Raw genomic sequence first — 23,431 nt, 5'->3', positions numbered from 1 at the left:
ACGGTTGAGTTGGATCCATGGCGGGTATTGTGTGAGGGAGACCGCCGGAAGCCATTCCCCGCTCATTTCGTTGCAATGGCAAAGGCACTCACAGGGGAGGGCACCGGCTTTTATTGGTGTGAGGAGCACCAGGTCAGTGACAGAAGGGTATTTTTTCTGAATAGTGAATCTAAGTCTGTGAACCTCCCGGGGTTTTTGCAGGACTCCCGGTTCACAGACTTTTTGGGGGTTTGGTATAATGAAAAAGTCTTGATTTGTCTGGTGTTCACAATGGGGTTTGGGTTGCATCCATGGTGGAATTGAAAGCCGAACATGACTTGAAGGTAGAGCATGTTGAAAGTTTGGGTTGCATCCATGGTGGAACTGAATGCAAATCGAAACCCTGCTATTGGAATCATCAAAATCCCTGCATCTCCCTTTTCCAGCAAAACCCTCTCCAAAGCGGAGAGGCTTTTTTGTACATGTAAATCCACCGGACTCAGCGCTTTTTTTGTGCACATGCCCCCCACCTGCTGAACGGTTGGTCATGTTTTGTCCATAAAGACGTCACAGCCAATTAGTTGATGTGATTAACTATTTTTCATACACTTGGTTTGTGTTGGGAAAAACGGGGATTTGCATGTGAAGGGCACAGCGATGGCGGATCCGGTTCGGGAGGGGTGAATCCCTTTTTTGGGTCGGATCGTCCATATATTGGTTTCTCGGGGATCTTTCGGGAGACGGTGCTGCAAATTTTCCGTTGCGTAAAGGAGGTTGCGGCCATTGAACTGGTTGACCCGTTTTTCGCTGCGCAACGTGGCGGCCATTCTGATCCTCGTCATTCTGGTGACGGGGGGAGGGGTGTACACTGCGTCGCAGTTGAAGATGGAAGCCATGCCGGACATCAGTTTCCCGGTGGTGGTTGCCATCACGCCGTATCCGGGGGCATCGCCGGAAGACATTGACGACAAGGTGACCCAGCCCATTGAAAAGGCGATCCAGGGGATCAAGGGCATGAAAAAGGTCACTTCGATTTCGGCCGACAGCACGTCGGTGATTGTGGCCGAGATGGAATTTGATACGGATCTTGACAAGGCGCAACAGGAGATGGAGGATGCCATCAACCGGTTGAATCTGCCGGAAGGCGCCATGGATCCCATGTTTAACCGGTTCGGGTTCAATACGCTTCCCGTGGTGAGCATGGCCGTCACCAGCTCCAAGATGGGACCGTCCGAGCTGGAGCGCTGGGCGGAAGACGTGGCACGGCCCGCGCTGGAGTCCGTGAACGGTGTGGGGGAAGTGCAGATCAAGGGGGAAGGCGACAAGGCAGTCTACATTCGCCTGAAACCCGACAAGCTGAAAAAGTACAATCTCTCCGCCCAACAGGTCCAACAGGCGCTGATGAGCGCCAATCTCTCGCTGCCGGTGGGAGATCTGACGGTGGACCGGGTGGATATGCCGGTTCGCATCGAGCAGAAAATTCGCAACGTGGATGATCTGAAAAATTATGAGATCACGGTTCCCGTGAATCCGGCCGAGGGCTTTGAAGATGCCTTCAAGGAAATCGGCAAGGGATTCCAGGGATTGGGTGAAGCCGTCGGCGGACTCGGGCAGGCCGTCGGGGGTCTCGGTCAGGCGGTCAGCGGCATGGGGCAGGCCATGGGAGGACTCGGCCAGGCGGTCGGAGGCCTGGGGCAAGCCCTCCAGCAGGCGCAGTTGATTCAGGCCCAGTTGGTCGGGGAACTGCTGGCGCTGAACGAAGTGACCGCCAAACTGCAGCAAAATCCGGATGATCCGGCCTTGCAGGCGGAAGCGGCCAAGCTGAAGGGAAGCATCGCCGCCAAGCAGCAAGTGTTGAAAGTCATGGCGGATGAACTGCGGAAAATGCAGAGCAAGTTGCCGAAAGGCTCGGCCGGAAATTCGATGAAAATGCCTTCGGCGCCTGCGCCGAAATCCGGGGCGGCCAAAGCTCCGGCCCCCAAAGTGAAGGAAGTGGAGATCCAGACGGTGAAGCTGTCCGAGCTGGCCTCCATCACCGAATCGGCGGGGGAAGGCACGCTGGTGACCCGGACGGACGGCAAGACGTCCGTGAACATTGACATCGTGAAGGATCCGGATGCCAACCTCGTGGAAGTGGCGGACAAGGTGCGGGAAAAAGTGGCCGCTCTTGAGAAGGACCACGCTTCGCTTGTGAACATTCTCACCCTGTTCGACTCGTCCAAGAGCGTGAAAGCGTCCGTGCATTCCATGGTGCGTGAGGGTGCGCTGGGAGCGCTGTTCGCCTCGGTGATCATCCTGCTGTTCCTGCGCAATTTCCGGACCACGCTGATTTCGATCGTGTCCATCCCGGTGTCGGTGATGGCGACCCTGGCCATTCTGGGACAAACGGACATCACCCTGAACGTGATGACGCTGGGCGGCTTGGCCGTGGCGATCGGTCGCGTGGTGGACGACAGCATCGTGGTCATTGAGAACATTTACCGCCATCTGATGAAAAATCCGAAGCGGGACAGCGAACTGATCCGGATGGCCACCAAAGAAGTGGCTTCGGCCATCACGTCGTCCACGCTGACCACCGTGGCCGTCTTCGTGCCGCTGGCCTTCGTGGACGGCATCGTGGGCAAAGTGTTCACGCCGTTCGCCCTGACCGTGGCCGTTTCCCTGCTGTGCTCGCTGGTCGTCGCCGTCACCATTGTTCCCGTGTTGGCCCGCCTGATGCTCCTGAGAAAAACGCCGATGCGGGCGGAGCACAACGAAAGCCGCATGGGTCAGCGGTACCGCAAGGCGCTGGCCTGGGCACTGGACAGAAAAGGCTTGGTGTTGACGGCATCCGTGCTGCTCTTGGTGGGCAGCCTGGGCTTGATTCCGCTCGTGGGAACCAGCTTCCTGCCGGCGGAAAAGGACAAAGCGGTGCGCATCAGCCTGAAGATGCCTTCCGGCACCGAGTTGTCGAAAACGGATGAAGTGACGAAGAAAATCGAGGACATCGTCAGAAAACACAAGGAAGTGGAAGTGATCTCTTCCTCGGTCGGCAACCTGCGCGGCCAGCTGATGAATGACGGAAGCATCGGAAGTTCCAACCGCGCCACGATTTTCGTGGGTCTCTCCCCGTCGACGGACATGGAACGCATCCTGGAAGATTTCCGTCGGGAACTGGCACCGATCGGCAAAGAAGGGGAAGTGGCGGTCAATGAAGTGACCAGCGTGGGACCGCCCACCAGCGGCATCTCCGTCATCATCAAAGGAGAGAAGCGGGAAGACGTCAAACGGGTCACCGAAGAGCTCACCGAAAAGGTGAAAACCGTGGAGGGTCTGACCAACGTCAGCAACAACCTGAGCGCCCAGAAGGACAAGGTGACCATTACGGTGGATGATGCCAAAGCGGCCCGTCACGGGCTGGTGGCGCAACAGGTGGCATTCACCGTCCGCGGTTTGCTGGAAGCCGACAAGATTTTGGAGATCGACCACGGCAACCGTACCCAGGAAGTGAAACTGGGGCTGGCGGAAGACGATCTCAACCTGAACACCGTCGAGGCTCTGAAAAAAGTGGACATTCTCACGGCGACCGGCAAGATGGTGAAGCTGGGTGACATTGCCACGGTCAAACAGGAGAAAGGACCGGTCACCATCCAGAAGGAGAATGCCCGTCCGTACGCCAACGTGACCGCCGCGATCACCGTCAAAGACACCGGTGCCGTGTCCGCCAAAGTCCGCAAAGTCATTGACGCCATGGACATTCCCGAGGGCATCGAGGTCACCATGGGCGGTGACACCGAAGAGATGAACAAGAGCTTCGAGCAGCTGGGAGTGGCCATGGTGGTGGCCGTGGCGGCGGTGTACATCGTGATGATCATCGCGTTCGGGGAAGCGACCGCACCGTTTACCATCATGTTCTCCCTGCCGTTCGCGCTGATCGGGGGACTGGTGGGACTGTTGATCGCAGGACAGCCGATCAGCGTCTCTTCCATGATCGGATTCCTGATGCTGATCGGAATCGTCGTGACGAACGCGATCGTGCTGATCGACCGTGTCCAGCAGATGCGTGCGCGGGGCATGACCGTGCGCGAGGCGCTCATCGAGGCGGCCGGAACCCGTTTGCGTCCGATTCTCATGACGGCGCTCGCCACCATTTTCGCCCTGCTGCCGCTGGGATTGGGATACGGTGAAGGGACCCTGATTTCCCAAGGACTGGCCGTCGTGGTGATCGGGGGTCTCGCCTCTTCCACCCTGCTGACCCTGTTCATCGTCCCGATCATGTACGCCATCATGGTCCGGATTCAGGAGAAAGTGACAGGAAAGGCGAACATTCCCAACCACGTGTAACGGAATCGTCAAGGAAAAACAGGTGTGTTCCCCGGTGATTCGGGGAATGGGAACCGTGACAAGCGATTCGGAACGCACAAGGAATTCCGATGGATTCACCGCGGATCCTTCCGGCGGACCCGTACGTTGTCGAAGTTCCCGTTCCTGGTTCGCCGGGGAATCTTTTTTGTATAATGGTTGAAGATGCAGCGAATCAAGAGGGTTCTTCCCGAGGAGGCCGCCGGCCTTTTCGGGAATCGCTTTCCGCCAATCTTTGTTTCGCGTGGGCAATCACTCCCGGCTCCCAAAGGAGTCGGTGACAGAAAGAATGGATGCGATGCAACATGGAAGAGGTCCGTAGACACATCGTGGTCGGCGTGATTCGGAGTGGAGAATGGCAGTGGTATGTGACGGAAAAAGAGCTGTGGGTGATGGATTATCCCAAATGGGCTCAGGCATACGTGGATTCCGAGTTTGAACACATGGCTCCCGATGCGGAGGTGGACCGGTTCGGCATCCCCGTGCTGGACGAGGAGACGGTGGATCTGTTCCTGGAGTACGTCCGGGAACAGCAAATCAACGGCGAAGAACTGACGTTGTGGATGGAAGAGGCGTTGGCTTCCGGTTGGCAGGACCTGTCCGGATGGGAGCCGTCGCTGCTCATTGATTTCGACCGGCAAGTGCTCATCTCCCGGCATCCGGAGCGTCATTTTTTCGAGCGGTATGTCCCCGACCGCTGGATCGGCGAGTACTGTGATTTCCTGGAACAAGTGCCGGAAGAGGAACGGTACTGGACGCGCGTCCGGACGGACCGTCCCTCCGAAGACGGGGAGGACGGGGAGACGGAATTCCTCGTGATGGCCGGCGAAGATGACGGAGGTGCGGAGCTGTGACGCCAACCCGGGAACCGGTCCTGGAGGGAACCAGGATCATCATGCGTCCCCTCGGCGTGGAGGATGCCCGGGACGTGTGGGAGTTGCTCGTGCGCAACCGGGACTTTTTCATCCCGACGATGCCGCAGCCGGACGATTCGTACTTCACCCTGGAGAAGCAAACGGAGATTCTGCAACGGATCGAAGAAGAGCAGAAGCAGGGAAAGCGGTTGCAATTCGGGATCTTCCTCCGGGAGGAAGGAACCTTGGCCGGTTGCCTCATGCTGGCCAACATTCGGGGGATTCCTTTTTCCTCCTGCATTCTGGGCTATTATCTCGATGAACGTCAGACGGGCCGGGGGCTCGTGTCGGAAGCGGTCCGGCTGGCTTGCCGGTATGCGTTTGACGAACTGGGCATTCACCGGATCGAAGCGGGCGTGATGCCCCGCAACACCGCGTCCGTCCGGGTGCTGGAACGAGCGGGTTTTGTCCGGGAAGGTGTGGCCCGCAAAAACATCCTGATCCAAGGACGATGGGAAGACCATCTCATGTTTTCTCTGTTGAAGGAAGAAGCGAATTTTTGAGGATCGCGGTTTTCGCGCCACGTGCAAAAGGCTCCTCCATTCCGGAGGAGCCTTGTTTCATGCGGGAATCCGTCCGGTGGTTTCCCGGGGATCCCGCCACGGATCACATCCAATACACGTCGATCAATTGCCGGTAGTGAATCAGTTTTTTCAGTTCGCCGTTGGCGATGACAAACCAGCCTTCGTACGGCTGTATGCGGGTCACCCGTCCGCAGAACTGCAGCGGGGATCTTCGTCCGGCGAACGTGACGATCACGGGGCGGTTCAGTTCATGGGCTTCTTCCAGCAGGAAGCTCAGGTATTCAAGCTGCCCGTCGCTCAGCCGGGGCGGACGCCACGAAGACTTCCGCTTGTTCCCGGACTCCAGCAACAACGGGAGAAACAGCCGGTTTTCTTCCAGCCAGCGGCTTTCATGGTGCCATGACATGGGACATCGCCTCCTCTTGCTATCGATCTTACACGAACAAGTGTTCGCAATCAAGGGAGGCAATGACGAAAACTTTGGCTGATTTTGTCGAGGAGTTGAACAAAAGAGCAAGGAAACCATCATGGGTTACAAGGGGGCCGCAACGCCGATGTCCGGGCGATGGCCGCGCGTGGCGAAGACGAGCGACCGGGCCGCCTGCTCTGCGGCCCGGTGACCTTCATCGTCGGACCAGCTTCACCGCGTCAGCCATGATGTAACCGGAGGCGCTTGTCCAGCGGGACACTCCCACCACCCAGTCATCGCCGGCATTAAGGTTGAAGGTGCCGAGGAAATTCCACTTGCCTCCGTTCTGCTGCTGATTGACGTGGACGTACTGAAAGCCGGATGTGGTTTTGATCACGTAGGGAACGTTGGAATTGTACCCGCTGTTGGCCGGCCACCAGGCGTAGATGTCGTAGGCACCGGAAGCCGGCACGTTCACTTTCCACCAGGCGGGATCGCTCACCGGTTCCGGATTGGTGAAGCGGTAGTCGGCTCCGTATTTCTGGGTGTTCCAAGTGGCGGTTTGCCAGTTGGCACTGGCGGAGAACCGGCCGGAGGTGGCATTGTCCACGATGATCTCCGAGGATGCCGACTGGTTCACCAGGGACATGTAGTAGTTCCAGTCCCAATGGGTGCCGGGGTCGGTGTGGGTGGCTCCCGGAACTTCATTGTGCCCGATGATGCGGGACCGCGTTTTGGGAATGCCGTACCGGTCGCAGAGCCAACGGGTCAGGTTGGCCGAGGCGCGGTACATGGCATCGGTGAACCAGGCGGGATCGCTGACATATCCTTCGTGTTCGATGCCGATGGAATGGACGTTGTAGTTCCAGTTGCCGGCATGCCAGGCGATGTCCTTGTTCTGCACCATTTGCGTGATCTGGCCGTCACTGGAACGGATCACGTAATGGGCGCTCACTTTGGCGGAGGGATTCTGGAACCAGTTGATGGCGGAGGAGTAGGAGCCTTGCGTGACGTGAATGATGACGTAATCGATGGAATTGCCGTCCGCCTCGCGGTTGGCAACCGTATAGTTGGAGGAGGAAGCGGGGACCCAACGGGCACCGGGATAATCCGGAGTGGCGAGAGAAAGAGGATCTTCGACGTTTTCATAGATTCCGCGGCGAGGAGTGACGGGGGTGGGAGGCAAGATCACGGTTTCGCCGTCGAGGGTGCGTTGCGCTCCCCGCTCGATGATCTTGAACACTTCATCGGCGTACCATTTGGCCGGCAGGTCGGAGAGTCCGCTGTATTTGGCGACGGGAACGTACCAGTCACCCAAATCCTTCGGGAGGCGGCCGTTGTTTTCACGCAGGGCGATCTCCCGGAGCACGGCGGCGGCTCCCCGGATGTTGAGCGGAATGTCCGTCTTCAGTTTTTCCCTCGGTACACCGAGGAGTTGTTCGGCTCTTTCCAGCGAGCGGTTGGCAGGGTTGTCCGCCAGATGCATGATCCCGTAGCCGTTCATCTGGCTGGGCTTTCCTTCATGATCCTTCCAACGGCTTTCCGCGTATCCGACGGCCATCAGGATTTCCACCGGAACTCCGGACTCGGCCGCGGCTTCCCGGAAGCTCATAAGGAGCACGCCTTCATTGGTTGCCGGCTTCACTTCGGATCGTTCCGGAGCGGCCAATCCCGGAACCGCGAAGAAGACCTGAGCCAACAGGGCGAACAGGGCAGCCCACAGCCAAGCGTGTCTGTTCATGAAATGCCTCCTTCGTTGAAAAATATTCTGTATATTAATAATTATAACATTATTATTTCGGGAATCCTATGATTTGCGGTGACAGATTGCCGGGAAAAAAAGGTTGTTTCTCCGAAAAACGGTCCAAAAGCAGGGTTTTTCAGCGGATCGGATGAATATTGAGGGGAAACGGAAACAGACGGGAGTGATCCGATGAACGAGTTGCAAGATGCGTTTCTGGGGGAACTCCGGGACAACCGGATCCCGATCACGCTTTATCTGGTGAACGGGTTTCAGTATCGGGGAACCGTTCGGGATTTTGACAAATTCACCGTGTCCATCGAAGCGGACGGGCAGTCGTTTCTGATCTTCAAAAAAATGATCAGCACCGTGCAGGCTTCCCGACCGCTTTCGCTGGAGTTTTAGTCCGTGAGGATCGATTTCACGTAAAACGGCCGCCCGTGATTCCGCGAAGGCGGCCGTGATTCGTGTGGACCGGTCCGTGTTGTGACGGTTCCTCGCAAAGCGATGAACGGATCCGGCACTGATGTTCAGCGATGGTCGGCTCCCACCGCTTCCCGGATCGAGGGGAAACCGTCCCGCTCCAGCAGGGCGGCAAGCTCCCGGTTGATGTCCGCCGCGATGGACGGACCGTGATAGATCATGCCGGTATACACCTGGACCAGAGAGGCCCCGGCGCGGATTTTTTCGTAGGCATCCGCGGCATGGAAGATGCCGCCCACCCCGATGATCGGGAGGTTGCCTCCGGTGGAGGCGTAAATGCGTCGGATCCACTCCGTGGAGAGCCGGGTCAGCGGACGGCCGCTGAGTCCCCCGGTTTCCGTTCGCGCCGCGGAACGCAGTCCTTCCCGGGACAGGGTGGTGTTGGTGGCGATGATCCCGTCCACCCGCTGTTTGGTGATGACCGCCAGGATCTCGTCGAGCGAAGCGGGATCCAGATCGGGGGCGATCTTCACCAGGACCGGGCGGTGAAGGCCGGTTTCTTCCGACAGCCGGTTGCGCCGGTTCATCACCGGACCCACCAGCCCGTCCAGCGCTTCGGCCTGTTGCAGGTCCCTCAGTCCTTGTGTGTTGGGCGAACTGATGTTGATCACGAAATAGTCGCCGTATGCATACAGGCGCTCCAGACCCGTCAGGTAGTCATCCACCGCCCGTTCGTTGGGCGTGTCCTTGTTTTTCCCGAGGTTGATTCCCACCGGCACCGGCGGACGGGGCAGCGTTTCGAAGGAGCGACGGGCCGCTTCCACCCCGTGGTTGTTGAAGCCCATTCGGTTGATCACCGCTTGGTCGTCGGGGAGACGGAACAGGCGGGGCTTGGGATTCCCCGGTTGCGGGCGGGGAGTCAACGTGCCCGTTTCCACAAACCCGAAGCCGAGAGCGGCCACGGCAGGATAGACCGAAGCGTGTTTGTCGAAGCCGGCGGCCAACCCGACCGGATTGGGGAAGTCCAGCCCGAAGACCCGGGAGCGGAGGCGTTCGTCCCGCACGCTCATTCGCCGCCGGACGGCGCTCATCAGGGGAGGAACGGATTGCATCCAGGACAGCAGCCGAACGGTGAGATCATGCGCCGCTTCCGGGTCCATCCGAAACAGCAGGGAACGAATCGACGAATAATTCATGGAATGATTCCTTTCCACCCACGTTTTGGTTTCATTCGTTCAATAGGATACCACAAAAACGGGGCGGCGTTTGCGGGAAAAGACAATGGCCCGGAAGCGGTCGCGGGGGTTTGCCGGTTTCTTCGACGGACCGTTTCCGTTCGGAGAACCGGACGGTGGGAACATTCATGTTCCGCGGAGAGGCAATGACGGAAACCGGTCGGACGGGCGGATCAGTCGCTGATCCATTCCGTGGATTTGCCCACGAAAGCGGTCATGCTCTCGCCCGCTCTTTCCACCAGCAGGCGGACCGTCTCCATTCCTTCCGGAGATTGCAGGACCTGTTGAAGCGCTTCGGGGCTTTCAAAGGAGGTTTCCACCATGAGAAAGTAAGCGGATTCATCTTGACTTTCACGAAACGGCGACGCCATCAGTCGCGTCATTTCCACTTTGACGACTCCCGGCAGACAAAGAAGTCGGGGGGTGATGACCTGTTCATAAAAATCAATGAATTCTTCGGGATTCTCCATCTGCTTGTACAATCCGATCGTTTTGTACATGTGTACCTCCGGATGTATGGAATCAATGTCTTTTGTTTATTGAATCTTTATCTTTTATTGTAACGATTTTTTTCGATACGGACAGATATGCTTGCCAACTTTGTGTGAAAAACGCGAAAACAGGCACTCTGCCTCCGATTCGGGCGAGTGCCTGTTTTCGTGAACATGAGTTTGCGAGGGTGGGAGATAGTCACCGTGAAGGGGTTTGGCTCAAGGATTCATTCACAGGGTCAGGATACCGCTCAGGAGACACAACAACCCCAGGATCAAGGCCTCCAGCGAGGTGTTCTTTCCCCTGTAGATCAGCCAAAGACCCAGGAGTTCCAGAATGACTCCGGCAGCCAACAGAACATGACCGACCGTGGCCATCGCTGTGTCCCCCTTTCGCCAAACTCCTCCTGTCTATATATGTTCGAAGGCTGGTCTGTTTTTTTGTCCCGATTTTCTTTCATTTCCGGAATGTTCACGATTCCGACAAACAATCGGTTCCGTTCTTTCGGAAATGTTTTGGCCGTGCCTGACGTGTTCCCGCGGGAAATCGTGTAGATTAGTAATGGTACTTTTTTTCTCAAGGGGGATCTCCCGTTGTCTTGAAGCGACGGGACAGGTTGGAGGGAAACAGATGAAAATTCGGTTCGCGACGGAAAACAGAGCCAAGTTGGAGGAAGCGCGTCAAGCGTTGTCACGTCACGGCATCGAGGTGGAAGGCATCCCGCTCAAACTGGCGGAACCGGACGGAGGCACCGTGTCGGAAGTGGCGCGGTTCAAGCTGGAGCAAGTGCGGAAGCTGGGAATGGATCACGTGATGGTGGATGATGCGGGACTCTTCTTCAAGGCATGGCCGGGATTTCCCGGGGTCCTGACCAAACGGATCTTTGACAAGCTGGGATATCGGGGATTCGCCAAACTGCTCGACGGGGAATCCCGGGAGGCCTGGTTCGAAGGAGCCGTTGCCGTGTGCTGGGACGGGGATGTTCGTGTCTTTACGGGAGTGACTGCCGGGATGATTGCGGAATTGAAGGATTCGCTGAAGCCCGTGCCCGGCTTTCCGTTTGATCCGGTGTTCGTGCCGGAAGGGGAATCCCGTCCGCTGGCGGAGCTGTCCGAAGAGGAGCGGCTGGTTCATTCCTACCGGCGAAAAGCCCTGGAGCAGTTGGCGGACTGGATCTTGACCAAGACGGGCAAAGATACCGCCGTGAAGTGATTTCGGACAAGCATGGGAATGGTCTCCGGTTCATCGGTGCATGGAAGGATTCCCTCCGGCAGATGATGGAAATGAAGCCGGCTCGAGCTTTCTGCAAAGCGGGCTGGACAAGGATCCTTTCTCTTGCTAACATATTAGCGAATTAAAGTAAACCGGAAGGGAAACAACCGATGAGACCGGAGATGTTTGAAAAGCCGGTGGGATTCAGGGATTACCCGCCGGCATGGATCGCCCGAAAGCGATGGTTGGAACGGAACGTGGAAGAGCGATTCCGTCTGTGGGGATACCGGGAAATCGCCACTCCTTCCCTGGAGTTTCTGGATACGGTGGGGGAAGCGAGTGCCATCGACGAGAGCCGGATGTTCAAATGCATGGACCGGGACGGGCGGACGCTGGTTCTTCGCCCCGACCAGACGACTCCGATCGCCCGGATGGTTTGTTCCTCACTGAAGCATGAACCGCTTCCGCTCCGGCTGTATTATCACGCGGGCGTGTTCCGCGCGCAGGAACGGGAAGCGGGAAGGGATGCGGAATTTTTTCAGTCCGGCGTGGAGTTGGTCGGCGCTTCGGGACCGGAAGCGGATGCCGAGGTGATTTTGCTCGCGATGGAAGCGCTGAACGCGTGCGGCCTCGATGCGTTCCGGATCGTGCTCGGCCACGTGGGGCTTTTGGACGCGTGGCTTCGGGAAGCGGCCGGGGATTCCGGGAGTTCCGTGCTGAAAAAGCGGCTGGTGCGGCGGGATTGGGCGGGGTTTTTGCAAGCCCTCGGGCGGGAAGTGCCGTCCGCTTCGAAGAGAGAGCGTTTGTTGGCGGTCTTGCGCCCCGCCGAAGGGGAAGAAGTGGACCGGCGGCTCCGGGAGTTGTCCGCCGCCCCGGAAGCGGCCGGCGCGGCGGCCGACCTCGGAACGCTGTGGAATCATCTCCGGACCGCCGGGGATGCCGATCGCCTGGTGTTTGATCCCTGCCTGACCGGCAGCCTCGGTTATTACACCGGGGTGTATTTCGAGGGATATGCGGAAGGAAACGGATTCCCCCTGCTGGGAGGCGGGCGCTACGACGGGTTGTACGTCCGCTTCGGCAGGGAGTTGCCGGCGACGGGATTTGCCCTGAAGACGGACCGGGTGATGGAGGTTTCCCCGCTGGTCTCGGATGAGCCGACGCGGGTGTCGGTTCGCTTTTCACCGGAGATGTGGGGAGAAGCCTGCCGGGAGGCCCGGTTGCTTCGGGAGCGGGGAAGCGTCGCGGTGTTGCGTCCGGATCCGTCGCTCGCGGAAGGAACGGTGCTCGTGACGAAGGCGGGAGAGGAGGAGTCCGCATGAAAAAACTGATCGTGGCCATGCCCAAAGGAAGATTGATGGAGGAGACGTTCGGTTTGTTCAGGGCTGCCGGACTTCCCGTTCCCGCACCGGACGACTTGTCTTCCCGCCGGCTCACCGTGCCGTCACCCGGAGGAGAGGCGGAATTTCTCCTGGTGAAACCGTCCGACGTTTCGGTCTATGTGGAGTACGGAGCGGCCGATCTGGGGGTGGCAGGGAAAGACGTTTTGCTTGAAGAATCCCGGGATGTGTATGAGCTCCTGGATCTGGGCGTCGGACGCTGCCGCTTGTCCGTGGCGGGACGCCCCGGCTGGGTTCCGGGTCTCAGATCCCGCGTGGCCACCAAATATCCGTCCGTTGCCAGGCGGTATTTCCGGGAGCGGGGCGAGCAGGTCGAGGTGATCACCTTGAGCGGGTCGGTGGAGCTGGCTCCGGCCGCCGGTTTGGCCGACCGGATCGTCGACATCGTGTCCACCGGCACCACGCTCCGTGAGAACGGATTGACGGAACTGGAAATCATCCGGGAAATCACGGCCAGGCTGATCGCCAACCGGGCCAGCTACCGGATGAAAAGCCGGGAGATCGGTCACTGGGTGGATCGGTTGGCTGAAACGGTTCGCGAGGAGGTGCCCCGATGATTCGCATCATTCGTCCCGACGAATGGAACCGGTCCATCGACGGGCCGGAACATGCCCGGAAAGCCTGGGAAGCGGTGAACGGGATCATTCAAGTCGTCAGGCGGCGCGGGGATGAGGCCCTCAAGGAGCTGACCGCCCGCTTTGACGGTGCCCGGTTGGAATCAATCAGGGTGGAGGAGAGGGAAACGGACGAGGCATGGCGCCGCGTCGACCCCGAGATTCTCCGCGCCCTGGAGCTGGCGGCGGACCGGATCCGGGCGTATCACGAAAAGCAGCGGGAACGATCCTGGTTTGAACCCGAACCGGACGGGACCGTGCTCGGTCAGCTGGTGCGCCCGTTGGAGCGCGTGGGGGTCTACGTGCCGGGAGGTCGGGCCGCCTATCCTTCCTCCGTGCTCATGAACGTCATTCCCGCAAAGGTGGCGGGTGTCCGCGACATCATCATGATGACGCCGCCCGGTCCGGACGGATCGGTGCCCGACGTGGTCCTGGCCGCCGCCCGGGTGGCGGGAGTGACGGCGGTGTTCAAGGCGGGGGGTGCGCAGGCGGTGGCCGCCCTCGCCTACGGAACGGAAAGCGTTCCGCGGGTGGACAAGATCGTGGGGCCGGGGAATCTGTACGTGGCCCTCGCCAAACGGGCCGTGTTCGGACAGGTGGACATCGACAGCATCGCCGGTCCGTCCGAAATCGCCGTGGTGGCGGACGATTCGGCCCGGCCTGCGTTCGTGGCGGCCGATCTGCTTTCCCAGGCGGAACATGATCCGCTCGCTTCATCCGTCCTGATCACTCCCGATGAAACATTGGCCCGGAAGGTCCGGGAGGAGCTGCAAAAGCAGTGCGAAAACCTGCCGCGCCGGGAGATCGCCGAACGATCGATCCGTGAACAGGGCGCGATCATCCTGGTGAACGACCTGGAGGAAGCGTTTGAGACGGTCAACCGGATCGCTCCCGAACATCTGGAGATCATGGTCCGCCACCCCTGGGAGTGGCTCGGCAAGGTGAAACATGCCGGAGCGGTGTTCCTCGGACCATGGAGTTCCGAGCCGGTGGGGGATTACCTGGCCGGTCCCAACCACGTGTTGCCGACGAGCGGGACGGCGCGGTTCTTTTCCCCGCTCGGCGTCGGGGATTTCCTCAAGCGGACCAGCGTCATCTCGTTCAGCCGCGAGGCCTTGAAGCGGCTGGGACCGGACGTGATCCGGCTGGCGGAAGCGGAAGGCCTCACCGGCCACGCGGAAGCCGTCCGCATTCGGCTGACGGAAGGAGAGAATGGATGATGAATCAGCCTCTTCGCGCATCCCGCGTGCAGCGACAGACCGCGGAAACCGACGTGTCGCTGGAACTGGTACTGGACGGAACGGGGCAAACGGACCTGAACACCGGCGTGCCGTTTCTCGAGCACATGCTGGAGCAGGTTGCCCGGCACGGTCGATTCGATCTGACCGTTCGCGCCAAGGGGGACATCGAGATCGACGATCATCACACGGTGGAAGACGTGGCGATTTGCCTCGGGCGGGCTTTCCGGGAAGCGCTCGGGGACAAACGGGGCATCCGCCGGTACGGAAACGCGTTCGTCCCCATGGACGAGGCTCTCGCCCAGGCGGCGGTCGACATCTCCGGCCGACCCCACTTCGAATTCCGCGGGGAATTCCCCCGGAGCCAGGTCGGTACCTTCGATGTGGAGCTGGTTCACGAGTTCTTCTGGAAACTGGCGCTGGAAGGCCGGATGACCCTGCATGTCATCCTTCATTACGGACGAAACACCCATCACATGATCGAAGCCTGTTTCAAGGCGCTGGGACGCGCCCTTGACGAGGCCACGGCCCTCGATCCGCGGATACAGGGGGTTCCGTCGTCGAAAGGGGTACTGGAATGATCGCCATCATCGATTACGGAATGGGCAATCTCTACAGCTTGGAAAAGGCCTTGGAGCGGCTCGGGCATTCTTCCGTCGTCACTTCCGATCCGGACGTGCTCCGCCACGCCGATCTGATGATCCTGCCCGGAGTGGGAGCGTTCGGGGACGCCATGCGGGAACTGGAACAGCGGGAACTGGCCGGGGCCATTCGCCGGGAAGCGCTGGCCGGCAGACCCCTGTTGGGGATCTGTCTGGGCATGCAGCTTCTGTTCACCGGCAGCGACGAACACGGTTTCCACCAGGGGCTCCATCTGCTCCCGGGTCACGTCGTGCGGCTGGAAGGGGATTTTCCCGTTCCGCACATGGGCTGGAACTGGCTGTCGTTCCGGCATCCGCACAAGTTGTTCCGGGGACTGGACGAGGGACACGTCTACTTTGTGCACTCCTATCACGTCCGGGCCGCCAACGAGGAAGACGTGATCGCCGTCACCGACTACCACGGACCGATCGCCGCCATCGTGGCGCGCGGAAACATCGTCGGGATGCAGTTTCACCCGGAAAAAAGCGGGCAGCTGGGGCTGGATCTGTTGGACCGGTGTGTCCGGATGGCCCATGCGGGGGTGAGCGCATGAACGGGTTTGACCTGTATCCCGCCATCGACATCCTCGGCGGCAAATGCGTCCGCCTCGTCCGGGGAGATTACACCCGGGAAACGGTGTACGCGGAAAATCCCGTCGACATGGCGCTCCGCTGGGTGGAACAGGGAGCCGCCTGGCTTCACGTGGTCGATTTGGACGCGGCCAAAAGCGGAACCCCCGTCAATGACCGGATCATCCGGGACATCTGTGCGCGCGTGCCCGTCCCGGTGCAAGTGGGGGGAGGCGTTCGCGACATCGCCCGGATCGAGGCGCTCCTCGAAGCCGGGGTGAGTCGGGTCATCATGGGCTCGGCCGCCGTGGACCGCCCCGATGTCATGGCGGAGGCCCTGAAGAGGTACAAAGACCGGATCGCGGTCGGCATCGATGCCAAAGACGGCCGCGTGGCCACGCACGGCTGGCTCGAAGTGACCGATGTTCCGGCGGAAGTCCTGGCCTTGGAAATGGCCCGCCTGGGAGCGGAACGGTTCGTGTACACCGACATTTCCCGGGACGGGACGCTCTCCGGCGTCTCGCTGGAATCCACCGTCCGGTTGGCCGAAGCCTGCGGGAAACCGGTGATTGCCTCCGGCGGCGTCCGTTCGGTGGAAGACCTCCGGAATCTGGCCGCCTTGAAAGATCGCGGCATTGCGGGAGCCATCATCGGAAAGGCCCTGTACACGGGTGCCGTCCGGATGGATGAAGCGCTGCGGGCCGTCGGGGGGGATGCGGCATGATCGCCAAACGGATCATTCCCTGTCTGGACGTGAAAGACGGGCGGGTGGTGAAAGGGGTCTCGTTCGAAGGCTTGCGTGATGCCGGAGATCCGGTGGAGCTGGCTTCCCGCTACGACCGCGAAGGGGCGGATGAGCTGGTGTTTCTCGATATCTCCGCATCGGCGGAAGGGCGCCAAACGATGATCGACGTGGTGCGCCAGGCGGCGGGGGAACTGCGCATTCCTTTCACCGTCGGCGGCGGCATCCGGACGGTGGACGACATGTTCGAGCTGCTCCGGGCCGGGGCGGACAAAGTGTCGGTCAACACATCCGCCGTGCTGGATCCCTCTTTGATCGAAGCGGGTGCCCGCCGGTTCGGCAGCCAATGCATCGTCGTGGCCATCGACGCCAAGCGCGACGAGGAGCTCGGGGACTGGCTGGTGTACACCCACGGCGGCAAGCGGGCCACGAGCCTTCGGGCCCGCGAGTGGGCGAGGGAAGTCGTGGAACGGGGAGCGGGGGAAATCCTGCTCACCAGCATGGACCAGGATGGACGCAAAAACGGCTTTGATCTGGAGCTGATTGGACTCATCGTCGACAGCGTCAAGGTTCCGGTGATCGCCTCCGGCGGGGCGGGACATGCGTCCCACTTCATCGACCTGTTCACGAACACCGGAGCCTCCGCGGGATTGGCCGCTTCCATTTTCCACTACGGGGAAGTCACCCTCGCCGAAGTGAAAGCGGCGCTGAAAGCGGAAGGAGTGGAAGTGCGGTGAAAATCGGGTTTGACCCGGGCCGTGTCAAATTCGGTCCGGACGGTCTCGTTCCCGCCGTGGTGCAGGACGCCGTGAGCAAGGATGTGCTCATGGTGGCCTGGATGAACGAAGAAGCGCTCAGACGCACCGTCGAGAGCGGCGAAACGTGGTTTTACAGCCGTTCCCGCCGGGAGCTTTGGCACAAGGGTGCCACCTCCGGAAACACCCAGAAAGTGGTCTCCGTCGCCGTCGACTGCGATGCGGACACGTTGCTCGTTCGCGTCCTGCCTGCCGGTCCCGCCTGTCACAACGGAACGTTCAGCTGTTTCGGCGATGAACCACCCTCCGCGGTATCGGGAAGATTTTTTCCGCTGGAGCGGTTGGAACGCGTGATCGCCCGACGCGAGGCGGAGCGCCCGGAGGGGTCCTACACCACCTATCTGTTCGAACGGGGATTGGACAAAATCCTCAAGAAAGTGGGCGAAGAAGCAGCCGAGACCATCATCGCCGCCAAGAACGGATCCGACGACGAACTGCGCATGGAAACCGCCGATCTTCTCTATCATTTGCTGGTCTTGTTGCGGGAGCGGAAGCTGCCGCTGGATGACGTGCTGGCAGAGCTCGATCGTCGGGCCGCCGGCGGAAAAACGGGATCTTGAGTCCTCATGAAGGGACCAACGGCACATCCCTCGCCGATGCCGGACGGCGGGGGATTTTGTTTTTTCGCTCCTCGCGGGACAATCTTCCGGTTCGGATGGCCCGCTGATCCCAAAATTTTTTTCACGGGTGAAACCATTTGCCCTCCCGTGCGTCTGATGGGATAAACGGAATCTTGTCCCGGGGACGCTCTCGCCGGATATGGACAAAAAATGTCGCAATCATCCGAATAGTAAACACGAGAGACCGCACGCAAGATTCTTGGCCCGAAACATCCCGTTTCCGGACAAGTTTGTGAAAGAGATGCCGGGACATGCGTCACGCGGCGAAATTATGTTATACTTTCTGGAAGCACCATGTCCGCCGGCCATTCTGACGCCGGGGGGAGGGAATAACGATGAAACGGCCCCAAGCGGACCGGGAGACCAACCAAAAAGTGGTGCGGCTCAGACTGGACGCGGGATTTTTTTACGACAGAGCCGTGAGGTCCCTGGAACGGCGCCAATATGAAAAAGCCGTCAAGTATTTCAGACTGGCCGTGGAAAAAGAACCGGACAATGCGGTCAATCATTGCAACCTGGCGGGCGTTCTGTCCGAACTGGGGCGCTACGAAGAGTCCAACGAAGTGTTGGAACGGGTTCTCGACGAAGTGGATCCCGAACTCTACGAGTGCCTGTTCTACATGGCCAACAACTCCGCCAACATGGGAGACTTCGAGCTGGCGGAAGACTATTTGCTCGAATACCTTTCGCTGGATCCCGACGGCGAATTTGCCGCCGAGGCGGAAGAAATGCTCGGAATGATCGCCGGAGAGTTGGGACGGGCTCCGCGCGAACCGATGCCGCTTCAGGTGCCCGCCCATGTGCAGGCGCACGAAGAAGCCCGTCGCCATCTGGAAGAAGGGCGTTTCCTTCTCGCGATCGACCTGCTGGAAAAAATCTTGCGGGACAAGCCCGACTTCCTGCCGGCACGCAACAATTTGGCTCTCGCCTTCTATTACACCGGAAGCCTCGATCTATCGTTGAAATATATCTCCGAAGTGCTCGAAGAGGATCCGGCCAATCTGCATGCCCTGTGCAATTTGGCCGTCCTCTCGCATCATGTGGGCAAAGCGGAAACCGGCGACAAGCTGGTGCGGATGCTCCGGAAACTGGTTCCGGTCCAACCGGACCAAATCTGCAAACTGGCCACCACCATGGGCATCCTGGGGGAACATGAGACGGCGTTCCAACTGTTTGCCAGACTGGCGAGATTGCAGGGATTTCCGGAGCCGGGGCTGTGCCACTACGCCGCCGTGGCCGCATGGAACACCGGGAGAACCGACCGGGCCCGACGCTGGTGGAAATGGTTGCTGGAGATGGAAGATTCGGATGTGGCCCGGTTTTACCTGGAACGCAGCGAAGAATGGATCCGCCGCGGCGAAACGCCCGTTTTGCCCTATCATTACCAGTTGCCGTTCGAAGAGCAGCTTCTGGAAATGAATCCGGACGGTCCCGACATTCAGTCCCTGGACCGCATTCGCGCCAACCCCCTGCTCCGTTCTTCGTTCATCTGGGCGCTGAAACACGGTGACAAGGAAACGAAGCGGCACGTGCTTCAATTGCTGTCCTGGATCGCCGATGAAGAGGTGGTTCAGCTGCTTCGGCGTGTCATCGAAGATCCGGCGGAAGATCCGGAACTGAAAGAAGAGGCGCGCGCCATCCTGATCCGGATCGGCGAGGAGACACCCGAAAAACGGGGGGATGAACCCGATGAACCTTTCGAAGAACGGTCGCCGATCACCCCGAACCGGCGCTGGGAGCAGGTGATCACCTGCCTGATGGAGCACATGTCCGACCGTTCCGAAGAGATGAAAGTGGCCGGACAGGTGCTGTGGACCGCATGGGTCATCCGGGGACCGAGCGAACTGTCTTCCGTGCGGAAGCCGGAGATCTGGGCGGCGGCCGTCCACTATCTCGTCGCCAAGTATCACGATGAGCCCTTGACGCAGAAAGAGGTGGCCGAACATTACGGCGTTTCCGTTTCCAGCGTGGCCCGTGCCGTCAAGTTGCTCGCTTCCGTCGCGGAACGCTGCTTCACCTGACGCTCAAAGGAGGTCTTTTCGTTGCAAACGCTGACCAAAGAAACCTTTGATGAATTTGTCCGAACCGGCAACAAGGTGGTCGAATTCAGCGCCGAGTGGTGCATCGACTGCAAAAGGGTGGCGCCCTTCATGCCTGAGCTTGCCGAAAAATTTGCCGACCGGTTTGAATTTGCCGTGCTGGATGTGGATGAGGCGCGTTCCGTGGCCGAGGCATACCAGGTCAGGGGGATTCCCACTTTCATCGTGTTCAGGGAAGGGGAGGAGATCGGCCGCCTTCCATCCCGGGATGCCAAAACCCGGGAACAGATCGAAGCGTTTCTCGCCGGCATCGGTGATGATTGAACCGCCGGGTCGCCCGTGTGGCCATGACGGTTCCCGTCCGTCCCAAACCGGCGGACGGGAAAGGACGCTTGGGCACGACGGCGGAAGGAGGATCGCAGGACCGGTCGTCATGGGACGTGCCGGTCTTTTTTGTCACTCACTCGTTGTCGGTGGGGATGCGGCGTGTTATTCTAAACGAGAAGAAAAACATATTCAAGATTTCGAACATTGTCCGAAATCAACATCAACAGGGAATCGGGGAGGAAACGAAGCATGGAATCACGGTGGATTGGAGTGGATCTCGGGGGAACCGCCATGAAACTGGGATTGGTGGACCGGGAGGGCCGGGTGATCGCCGAAGCGGAACATCCCACCTTGGGGGAAGAAGGGCCGGACGGCGTGCTCGGCCGGATGGTTCGTCACGCGCGTGAACTGGCCGAAGAGGCGGGCGTTCCCTGGAAGGCGGTCAAAGGCGTGGGTGTGGGCTTGCCCGGATTTCTCGACATTCCCGGGGGAGTTGTCAAGCACCTGACCAACCTGGGATGGAAAGATGTTCCCATCCGGGCTCTTCTGGAGGAGGCTTGGCAGGTTCCGGTCATGATCGAAAACGATGCCAACGCCGCCGCCTTGGGAGAAGCCTGGTGCGGGGCCGGCAGGGGCGTTGACGATCTGGTCTGTTTCACGCTCGGAACCGGTGTCGGAGGCGGCATTGTCTCAAGCGGGCAATTGATCCACGGATTCAAGGGGTTTGCCGGCGAAGTGGGACACATTCGCGTTCAGGATGGCGGGGTCGCCTGCAATTGCGGGCAGACGGGCTGTCTGGAAACGATCGCTTCCGCGACCGGGATGGTGCGGCTCGCCGAAGAAGCCATCCGGGAAGGAAAAGAAACCGTGCTCGCCGCCAAGAAAGGGGCGCTTTCCACGCGTGACCTGTTCGAAGCGAAAGAACAGGGGGATGCCGTGGCGCGGGAAGTGATCCATCAGGCCGTCGATGCGCTCGCACGCGCGATGGCGATGCTGTCGGTGGTGCTCAATCCGCAGCGCTTTGTCATCGGTGGCGGTGTGTCCAAGGCCGGGGAGAGCCTGCTGACTCCGCTTCGCGAAGCGTATGCCCGCCACAGCCAGGCGCATGTGCGGGAGGAAGTGGAAATCGTCGGAGCCACGCTGGGCAACCGCGCCGGATTGGTCGGAGCGGCCGGACTCCATGCGAGAAACGCCGGGGGTTGAACCGGTGACCTGCGACCGGACCGGAGATCAGGTATAATGGTGAGCAAATGGACTCGAACGGGGTGATGGCATTGAAAACGGAACAATCATTGGATCTCGTCGTCATCACCGGGATGTCCGGCGCAGGAAAAACCGTGGCCATGCAGAGTTTGGAAGATCTCGGGTATTTTTGCATGGACAACTTGCCGCCCGTTCTGCTGCCCAAGTTTGCCGAGCTCCTTCGCCAGTCCGGCGGAGCTCCGCGGCAGGTGGCGCTGGTGATCGACCTTCGCGGCAGGGAATTCTTCACTTCCCTGTTTGAATCGCTGGACCGGCTGGAAACCCAGCACGGGGTTCGCTGTCAGATTCTCTTTCTCGACGCCGATGACCAAACCTTGGTGCGACGTTACAAGGAGACAAGGCGCCGCCATCCCCTGTCTCCGGACGGCACCCCGCTTGACGGAATCCTGCAGGAACGGAAACTTCTTGCGGAAATCAAGGGGCGCGCGCACCAGATCATCGATACAAGCAGCATGAAACCGGCCGAGCTGAAGGAAAAGATCGCTTCCCGCTTTTCGCGGGGGGACGACCCGGCCATGACGGTCACGTTCATGTCATTCGGATTCAAACACGGCCTCCCGATTGACGCCGATCTCGTGTTTGATGTCCGTTTTTTGCCCAATCCGCACTACGTGGACCATCTGAGACCGCTGACGGGCAAGGATCCCGAGGTGGCCAAATACGTGATGGAGCGGGCGGAGACGAAGCAATTTGTGGAAAAATTGTTCGATCTGTTCCAATTTCTTCTGCCCCAGTACAGCCGTGAGGGAAAATCCTCGCTGGTGGTGGGGATCGGCTGCACCGGAGGAAAGCATCGCTCGGTGGCCATCACCGAAGCGCTGTATCACCACTTCATGGAACAGCATCGTTGTCGGGTCACGCACAGAGACATCGAGAAAGGCGGATAAGAAGTGGCGCACAGCAGGAGATTCGAGAAGGATTCCCGCGGCTTTCCCCGAGTGGTCTGCATCGGGGGAGGGACGGGTCTCTCCAACATCCTGAGGGGCCTCAAGCGCCTTCCCCTGGACATCACCGCCATCGTCACCGTCGCGGATGACGGAGGAAGTTCCGGCAGACTTCGCGCCGATCTTCATATGCCCCCGCCGGGCGACATCCGCAACGTGCTGGTCGCGCTTGCGGACACGGAGCCGCTTCTGGAACGGGTGCTCCAATACCGTTTCACGGGCGGGGAGGGATTGGCGGGACACACGCTGGGAAACCTGATGTTGGCCGCCATGACGGAGATCACCGGAGATTTCACGCAGGCCGTCAAGGAATTGAGCCGCGTATTGGCGGTACGTGGCCGGGTGTTGCCGGCCAGTGCCGAGGATGTCGTTCTCATGGCCGAGATGACCGACGGAACCATCGTCAAGGGGGAATCCCGAATCCCGGAAAGCGGAAAACGGATCCGGCGCGTGTTTCTCAGCCCGCCGGAACCCGAACCGCTGGAAGAGGCTCTGGAGGCCATTCGGGAAGCGGACGGAATCATCATCGGTCCGGGCAGCCTGTACACGAGCATCTTGCCCAACCTTTTGGTCAAAGACATGTGTGAAGCCATTCGCACATCCCCGGCACAGAAAATCTACGTGTGCAACGTGATGACCCAGCCGGGCGAGACGGACGGATTCACCGCCAGCGATCACATTCGCGCCATTGATGAACACGTGGGGGATCGCATGATTGACGTGGCGGTGATCAACAACGAAGTCCCTCCTCTTTCCGTCCAGAAGAAATACGCGGACAAGAATCAGCGCATGGTGGTCCCGGACGTGGACCGGATCCATCGCATGGGCATCCGCGTGGTCGCCGACAACCTGCTTCAGTATCAGAATCTGCTCAGGCACGATGCGGAGCGGATCGGCGCACACATTCTCCGCTTGCTGCGCGAAAGGACCAAGCGCCTCCAAAGCGGATGA

23 protein-coding genes are annotated in these 23,431 nt (G+C 59.7%); 18 read left to right on the top strand and 5 right to left on the bottom strand.

The genetic code is table 11. The features are described 5' to 3' along the window. Window positions 1–762 precede the first annotated feature (762 nt). The 3 genes from EG886_RS12105 to EG886_RS12095 all read left to right on the top strand — a co-directional run bounded on the left by EG886_RS12105 (window position 763) and on the right by EG886_RS12095 (window position 5,737). Window positions 763–4,302, top strand: coding sequence for an efflux RND transporter permease subunit (locus EG886_RS12105; protein WP_164491829.1), 3,540 nt, complete (start codon window positions 763–765; stop codon window positions 4,300–4,302). Window positions 4,303–4,625: 323 nt separating this feature from the next. After that, entirely contained in the window at window positions 4,626–5,174 is a 549-nt protein-coding gene (locus EG886_RS12100) for a hypothetical protein (protein ID WP_124728374.1), read from the top strand. After that, complete coding sequence (locus tag EG886_RS12095; protein WP_124728373.1) at window positions 5,171–5,737, top strand: GNAT family N-acetyltransferase; 567 nt, start codon at window positions 5,171–5,173, stop codon at window positions 5,735–5,737. Before EG886_RS12100 ends, EG886_RS12095 begins: the two co-directional genes overlap by 4 nt. Window positions 5,738–5,840: 103 nt before the next feature. Here the strand turns inward: EG886_RS12095 and EG886_RS12090 are convergent, their stop codons facing one another. Continuing rightward, on the bottom strand, window positions 5,841–6,164 hold the full coding sequence (locus tag EG886_RS12090; RefSeq protein WP_124728372.1) for a YolD-like family protein: 324 nt from the start codon (window positions 6,162–6,164) through the stop codon (window positions 5,841–5,843). Between the two features lie 217 nt (window positions 6,165–6,381). After that, window positions 6,382–7,908 carry a golvesin C-terminal-like domain-containing protein gene (locus tag EG886_RS12085; RefSeq protein WP_124728371.1) on the bottom strand — a complete coding sequence of 509 codons (1,527 nt, stop codon included), beginning with the start codon at window positions 7,906–7,908 and terminating at the stop codon, window positions 6,382–6,384. 192 nt (window positions 7,909–8,100) lie between these two features. On the opposite strand from EG886_RS12085, the gene hfq reads away from it, so the two are divergent. Next, window positions 8,101–8,313, top strand: coding sequence for an RNA chaperone Hfq (gene hfq, locus EG886_RS12080; protein ID WP_124728370.1), 213 nt, complete (start codon window positions 8,101–8,103; stop codon window positions 8,311–8,313). A gap of 125 nt (window positions 8,314–8,438) precedes the next feature. Here the strand turns inward: hfq and EG886_RS12075 are convergent, their stop codons facing one another. The 3 genes from EG886_RS12075 to EG886_RS13800 form a co-directional block, all read right to left on the bottom strand. Continuing rightward, on the bottom strand, window positions 8,439–9,527 hold the full coding sequence (locus tag EG886_RS12075; RefSeq protein WP_124728369.1) for a quinone-dependent dihydroorotate dehydrogenase: 1,089 nt from the start codon (window positions 9,525–9,527) through the stop codon (window positions 8,439–8,441). 212 nt (window positions 9,528–9,739) lie between these two features. Continuing rightward, complete coding sequence (locus tag EG886_RS12070; RefSeq protein WP_124728368.1) at window positions 9,740–10,066, bottom strand: EthD family reductase; 327 nt, start codon at window positions 10,064–10,066, stop codon at window positions 9,740–9,742. Window positions 10,067–10,288: 222 nt separating this feature from the next. Next, entirely contained in the window at window positions 10,289–10,435 is a 147-nt protein-coding gene (locus EG886_RS13800; RefSeq protein ID WP_164491828.1) for a hypothetical protein, read from the bottom strand. Window positions 10,436–10,688: 253 nt separating this feature from the next. Here EG886_RS13800 and EG886_RS12065 point away from each other — a divergent pair, with 253 nt between their 5' ends. The 14 genes from EG886_RS12065 (at window position 10,689) to EG886_RS12000 (ending at window position 23,431) form a co-directional block, all read left to right on the top strand. Beyond that, window positions 10,689–11,270, top strand: a complete 582-nt coding sequence (locus EG886_RS12065) for a non-canonical purine NTP pyrophosphatase (protein WP_164491827.1) — start codon at window positions 10,689–10,691, stop codon at window positions 11,268–11,270. Between the two features lie 170 nt (window positions 11,271–11,440). Continuing rightward, window positions 11,441–12,589, top strand: a complete 1,149-nt coding sequence (gene hisZ / locus EG886_RS12060) for an ATP phosphoribosyltransferase regulatory subunit (protein WP_124728366.1) — start codon at window positions 11,441–11,443, stop codon at window positions 12,587–12,589. Next, a complete protein-coding gene (gene hisG / locus EG886_RS12055; protein ID WP_124728365.1) occupies window positions 12,586–13,224 on the top strand; it encodes an ATP phosphoribosyltransferase in 639 nt (212 codons plus the stop codon). Before hisZ ends, hisG begins: the two co-directional genes overlap by 4 nt. Continuing rightward, window positions 13,221–14,501, top strand: a complete 1,281-nt coding sequence (gene hisD, locus EG886_RS12050; protein ID WP_124728364.1) for a histidinol dehydrogenase — start codon at window positions 13,221–13,223, stop codon at window positions 14,499–14,501. The genes hisG and hisD overlap by 4 nt, the downstream gene beginning before the upstream one ends. Further along, entirely contained in the window at window positions 14,501–15,100 is a 600-nt protein-coding gene (hisB, locus tag EG886_RS12045; RefSeq protein WP_124728780.1) for an imidazoleglycerol-phosphate dehydratase HisB, read from the top strand. The genes hisD and hisB overlap by 1 nt, the downstream gene beginning before the upstream one ends. Then, window positions 15,097–15,714, top strand: coding sequence for an imidazole glycerol phosphate synthase subunit HisH (hisH, locus tag EG886_RS12040; RefSeq protein WP_124728363.1), 618 nt, complete (start codon window positions 15,097–15,099; stop codon window positions 15,712–15,714). Before hisB ends, hisH begins: the two co-directional genes overlap by 4 nt. Then, on the top strand, window positions 15,711–16,454 hold the full coding sequence (gene hisA, locus EG886_RS12035) for a 1-(5-phosphoribosyl)-5-[(5-phosphoribosylamino)methylideneamino]imidazole-4-carboxamide isomerase (protein ID WP_124728362.1): 744 nt from the start codon (window positions 15,711–15,713) through the stop codon (window positions 16,452–16,454). Before hisH ends, hisA begins: the two co-directional genes overlap by 4 nt. Beyond that, window positions 16,451–17,209 (top strand): imidazole glycerol phosphate synthase subunit HisF, encoded by a 759-nt coding sequence (gene hisF, locus EG886_RS12030; RefSeq protein ID WP_124728361.1) that lies wholly within the window; start codon window positions 16,451–16,453, stop codon window positions 17,207–17,209. The genes hisA and hisF overlap by 4 nt, the downstream gene beginning before the upstream one ends. Beyond that, window positions 17,206–17,847: a bifunctional phosphoribosyl-AMP cyclohydrolase/phosphoribosyl-ATP diphosphatase HisIE gene (gene hisIE / locus EG886_RS12025; protein ID WP_241154322.1), complete on the top strand. Its 642-nt coding sequence runs from the start codon at window positions 17,206–17,208 to the stop codon at window positions 17,845–17,847. Before hisF ends, hisIE begins: the two co-directional genes overlap by 4 nt. A gap of 395 nt (window positions 17,848–18,242) precedes the next feature. Further along, window positions 18,243–19,928, top strand: a complete 1,686-nt coding sequence (locus EG886_RS12020; RefSeq protein ID WP_124728360.1) for a tetratricopeptide repeat protein — start codon at window positions 18,243–18,245, stop codon at window positions 19,926–19,928. A gap of 21 nt (window positions 19,929–19,949) precedes the next feature. Next, window positions 19,950–20,270, top strand: a complete 321-nt coding sequence (locus tag EG886_RS12015) for a thioredoxin family protein (protein ID WP_124728359.1) — start codon at window positions 19,950–19,952, stop codon at window positions 20,268–20,270. A gap of 252 nt (window positions 20,271–20,522) precedes the next feature. Then, the gene (locus EG886_RS12010) at window positions 20,523–21,476 is read left to right on the top strand and encodes an ROK family glucokinase (RefSeq protein ID WP_124728358.1); all 954 of its coding nucleotides are present in this window, start codon (window positions 20,523–20,525) and stop codon (window positions 21,474–21,476) included. Window positions 21,477–21,541: 65 nt separating this feature from the next. Beyond that, window positions 21,542–22,423 (top strand): RNase adapter RapZ, encoded by an 882-nt coding sequence (gene rapZ, locus EG886_RS12005; RefSeq protein WP_124728357.1) that lies wholly within the window; start codon window positions 21,542–21,544, stop codon window positions 22,421–22,423. A gap of 3 nt (window positions 22,424–22,426) precedes the next feature. Beyond that, on the top strand, window positions 22,427–23,431 hold the full coding sequence (locus EG886_RS12000) for a gluconeogenesis factor YvcK family protein (RefSeq protein WP_124728356.1): 1,005 nt from the start codon (window positions 22,427–22,429) through the stop codon (window positions 23,429–23,431).

Source organism: Staphylospora marina, from assembly GCF_003856495.1.
In the GTDB taxonomy this organism is placed as follows: domain Bacteria; phylum Bacillota; class Bacilli; order Thermoactinomycetales; family Thermoactinomycetaceae; genus Staphylospora; species Staphylospora marina.
This window is presented reverse-complemented; position numbering and strand designations above follow the sequence as displayed.

Excerpts from the sequence above, each read along its gene's own strand:
- EG886_RS13800 (WP_164491828.1), bottom strand. The coding sequence starts at position 10,435 with ATGGCCACGGTCGGTCATGTTCTGTTGGCTGCCGGAGTCATTCTGGAA.
- rapZ (WP_124728357.1), top strand. The coding sequence starts at position 21,542 with ATGGCATTGAAAACGGAACAATCATTGGATCTCGTCGTCATCACCGGG.
- EG886_RS12065 (WP_164491827.1), top strand. The coding sequence starts at position 10,689 with ATGAAAATTCGGTTCGCGACGGAAAACAGAGCCAAGTTGGAGGAAGCG.
- EG886_RS12010 (WP_124728358.1), top strand. The coding sequence starts at position 20,523 with ATGGAATCACGGTGGATTGGAGTGGATCTCGGGGGAACCGCCATGAAA.
- EG886_RS12085 (WP_124728371.1), bottom strand. The coding sequence starts at position 7,908 with ATGAACAGACACGCTTGGCTGTGGGCTGCCCTGTTCGCCCTGTTGGCT.
- hisD (WP_124728364.1), top strand. The coding sequence starts at position 13,221 with ATGATTCGCATCATTCGTCCCGACGAATGGAACCGGTCCATCGACGGG.
- hisG (WP_124728365.1), top strand. The coding sequence starts at position 12,586 with ATGAAAAAACTGATCGTGGCCATGCCCAAAGGAAGATTGATGGAGGAG.
- EG886_RS12020 (WP_124728360.1), top strand. The coding sequence starts at position 18,243 with ATGAAACGGCCCCAAGCGGACCGGGAGACCAACCAAAAAGTGGTGCGG.
- hisB (WP_124728780.1), top strand. The coding sequence starts at position 14,501 with ATGAATCAGCCTCTTCGCGCATCCCGCGTGCAGCGACAGACCGCGGAA.
- hisZ (WP_124728366.1), top strand. The coding sequence starts at position 11,441 with ATGAGACCGGAGATGTTTGAAAAGCCGGTGGGATTCAGGGATTACCCG.
- hisA (WP_124728362.1), top strand. The coding sequence starts at position 15,711 with ATGAACGGGTTTGACCTGTATCCCGCCATCGACATCCTCGGCGGCAAA.
- EG886_RS12090 (WP_124728372.1), bottom strand. The coding sequence starts at position 6,164 with ATGTCATGGCACCATGAAAGCCGCTGGCTGGAAGAAAACCGGCTGTTT.
- hisH (WP_124728363.1), top strand. The coding sequence starts at position 15,097 with ATGATCGCCATCATCGATTACGGAATGGGCAATCTCTACAGCTTGGAA.
- hfq (WP_124728370.1), top strand. The coding sequence starts at position 8,101 with ATGAACGAGTTGCAAGATGCGTTTCTGGGGGAACTCCGGGACAACCGG.
- EG886_RS12070 (WP_124728368.1), bottom strand. The coding sequence starts at position 10,066 with ATGTACAAAACGATCGGATTGTACAAGCAGATGGAGAATCCCGAAGAA.
- hisF (WP_124728361.1), top strand. The coding sequence starts at position 16,451 with ATGATCGCCAAACGGATCATTCCCTGTCTGGACGTGAAAGACGGGCGG.
- EG886_RS12100 (WP_124728374.1), top strand. The coding sequence starts at position 4,626 with ATGGAAGAGGTCCGTAGACACATCGTGGTCGGCGTGATTCGGAGTGGA.
- EG886_RS12075 (WP_124728369.1), bottom strand. The coding sequence starts at position 9,527 with ATGAATTATTCGTCGATTCGTTCCCTGCTGTTTCGGATGGACCCGGAA.